The sequence below is a fragment of the Streptomyces sp. GC420 genome, assembly GCF_009916105.1.
Taxonomy (GTDB): domain Bacteria; phylum Actinomycetota; class Actinomycetes; order Streptomycetales; family Streptomycetaceae; genus Streptomyces.
This window is the reverse complement of sequence record NZ_JAAAXQ010000624.1, coordinates 1-2,836: the sequence shown is the minus strand read 5'-3', so window position 1 is coordinate 2,836 and position 2,836 is coordinate 1. Positions and strand designations below refer to the sequence as shown.

The 2,836-nt window shown below is 70.3% G+C and carries 3 protein-coding genes; 2 read left to right on the top strand and 1 reads right to left on the bottom strand.

Going from position 1 to position 2,836, the window contains the following annotated elements; all coding sequences use genetic code 11:
* Positions 1-259: 259 nt before the first annotated feature.
* Positions 260-1,222 carry an RNA polymerase sigma factor SigF gene (locus tag GUY61_RS37055; RefSeq protein WP_166634682.1) on the bottom strand — a complete coding sequence of 321 codons (963 nt, stop codon included), beginning with the start codon at positions 1,220-1,222 and terminating at the stop codon, positions 260-262.
* Positions 1,223-1,515: 293 nt separating this feature from the next.
* Between GUY61_RS37055 and GUY61_RS37050 the strand changes: the two genes are divergently transcribed.
* Positions 1,516-1,896 (top strand): STAS domain-containing protein, encoded by a 381-nt coding sequence (locus tag GUY61_RS37050; protein ID WP_166634681.1) that lies wholly within the window; start codon positions 1,516-1,518, stop codon positions 1,894-1,896.
* Between the two features lie 182 nt (positions 1,897-2,078).
* Entirely contained in the window at positions 2,079-2,564 is a 486-nt protein-coding gene (locus GUY61_RS37045) for an ATP-binding protein (RefSeq protein WP_166634680.1), read from the top strand.
* Positions 2,565-2,836: the final 272 nt, after the last annotated feature.

Sequence of the window (2,836 nt, the reverse complement as noted above, 5' to 3'; positions counted from 1 at the left end):
CTCCCCAATGGCCATGCGACCCCCCTGGCGTGCCTGTGCGAAACCTCCCCCGCGCCCTTCGGGCGTGGGCGGTGCCCCCACCTCGAGGTCTCGCGCACTGCGTCCAATGTCGCCCAGTTCGCACCGCTCCGTCAAGATTGCGGAGGCGTCCGTGGCCGGAAGCGGAGCGGGAAGGGGGGCCGGAAGCGGAACGGTCCGCCTCGTGCCGGTGCCGGGCGTGTGGCGGACCGCGGGCCCACGGCGGGGAACCTCCCCCGCGTCACTCCTCCAGCGTCAGTCCCTTGCGCAGCCTCACGAGGGTGCGGGAGAGCAGCCGGGACACATGCATCTGGGAGATGCCGAGTTCCTCTCCGATCTCCGACTGCGTCATGTTGGCCACGAAACGGAGCGACAGGATCTGCCGGTCCCTGGGCGCCAGTTGTGCGATCAGCGGCTTCAGGGACTCCACGTACTCGATGCCCTCGATGCCGTCGTCCTCGTAGCCGATGCGGTCGGCGAGCGTGCCCTCGGCGTCGTCCTCCTCGGGCTGGGCGTCCAGTGAGCTCGCGGTGTAGGCGTTGCTGGCCGCCATGCCCTCGACTACCTCTTCGCTGCTGAGCCCGAGCCGTTCGGCCAGCTCCGTGACGGTCGGCGCGCGGTCCAGCTGCTGGGAGAGCTCGTCGCCGGCCTTCGCGAGGTCCAGGCGCAGTTCCTGGAGCCGCCGGGGCACCCGCACCGACCACGACGTGTCGCGGAAGAACCGTTTGATCTCGCCGATGATCGTCGGCATCGCGAAGGTGGGGAACTCGACGCCCCTGCTGAGCTGGAAGCGGTCGATGGCCTTGATCAGACCGATCGTTCCGACCTGGATGATGTCCTCCATGGGTTCGCTGCGGGAGCGGAACCGGGAGGCGGCGAACTTGACAAGCGCCAGGTTGAGTTCGACCAGGGTGTCGCGCACGTAGGAGAACTCGGGGGTGCCCTCGTCGAGGGTTTCGAGCCGGGCGAAGAGGGTCTTGGACAGCGCCCTGGCGTCCAGGGGCTCCACTTCCGCGAACGGGGGGATCTCGGGCAGGTCTTCCAGGCTGTGCCGGCCGTGTTGGTGGTGACCGTCCTGGGGAGGGTCCTCGTACTCGGTCGCGGTCCCGTTCGGCACGGGAGGATCAGAGGGTGCCGGCGGTGCGTGCTGCTCCTGTTCCGGGGTACGCGCTACGTCGAGCCGGGGTGACATGGTCTCCTCCATCGTCGTCGGCACAAGGCTGCCGGTGCCATTGCGTGCACTGCGGTGTGCGGCGCCTCCAAAGCCGGCGGGTCGGATCGTTGCTCTTCTCTGCCTACCCGCTTTCCATTGCATAGTGCAAGTGTGGAATGTTATGGGATGTCCATTATGCGGGTTTCCTTGGGTACCGGTCCACGCCCGGAAGGCGTAGTGTTCAGGGGCGTGATCGAGGGCGAGTGCAGCATGCGAAAAAGTCGTCGGCGAAACTCGTGAAGATACGGTGGATGCACTAAGAGATGGCCGGAAGTGAGACGGGAATGGACCACGGGACGGCCGGCAGCGGCAATCGCGTCCGGCTCCGGGTGGATGTCCGGATCGACGGGCGCGCGGCCGTGGTGGCGCCGGCGGGCGAGCTCGATCACCATACGGCCGACCTCCTCCGGGAACCCCTGGAGAAGGCCGTGGAGAGTGGCAGCCCCCGGCTGATCGTGGACTGCTCGGAGCTGGAGTTCTGCGACTCGACGGGGCTGAACGTGCTTCTCTCCGTTCGCCTCAGGGCGGAGGCCGAGGGTGGCGCGGTCCATCTGGCGGGCATGCAGCCCGTGGTGGCCCGGGTCTTCGAGATCACCGGTGCCGAGGCGGTCTTCTCCGTGCACGACACCCTCGAAGAGGCCCTCGCGGCCCTGAACGCCGACTGACGGCCGTGCCGGCCGGGCCCTCCTCGCGGGACCGTGCCGCCCCGTGCGCGCCCGGCCGCGAACGGGGGGTGTTCTCTTCGTCCCGTCGGGCAGGAGTGACGTGGACCAGTGTGACCTCTCCCTGGTTCCGGCATACGCAGACATCGACCAACGACCTGGTGAATCGGTGAGGTGAAGCGCTGATGAGCACCACCCGGCAGGACTCGCCGGGCGACCGCGGCCCGGGGCCGGACGGCGTCCGCCCCGCTGTGTCCCCGGGCGCGCAGGTGCGCAGCCTGGACCTCCAGGGGGCCAGCGGGATCGTGCCGATGGCCCGTGACTTCACCCGCCAGGCTCTCTACGACTGGGGCTGGCTGCCGGCCGCCGGAGCCGATCGGCGCGCGGCCGCCGAGGACGTCCTGCTGGTGGTGTCCGAGCTGGTCACCAACGCCTGCCTGCATGCCGAGGGACCCGAGTCGCTGCGGATCGTCTGCGAGAACAAGATCCTCCGCCTGGAGGTCACCGACCGCGGCCCCGGCCGGCCCGAACCGCGGACCCCGCACCGCGCGGGCCGCCCCGGCGGACACGGTATGTTCATCGTGCAGCGGCTCAGCATGGACTGGGGCGTCGTACGGCTCCAGGAGGGGGCCGGCAAGACTGTGTGGGCGGAACTCTCCGCCCCCGCGTAGCCGCCTCCGGCGCGGCCTTCCGCGCAGTCCCCTCCGGCGTGTCTTCGCCCTGCGCGGGTTACGGAGGCCGACGGGGTCGAGGTGGGGCTGTCGTGGCGGTCGGGGCCGGGTGCGGTTGCCGTACGGGGCCGCCCGCGGGCCGGGATTGTGCGCGGGCCCGTGCCGCCCGCCAGGCGCCCTCCGGGCGTCGCGTTCCCCGATTGCCGCTTCGCTCCAACCCCTGACCGCCGCCCCGTTCCCGCAGAAGGGCTCTTGTCGGGCGGCCCCGGGGG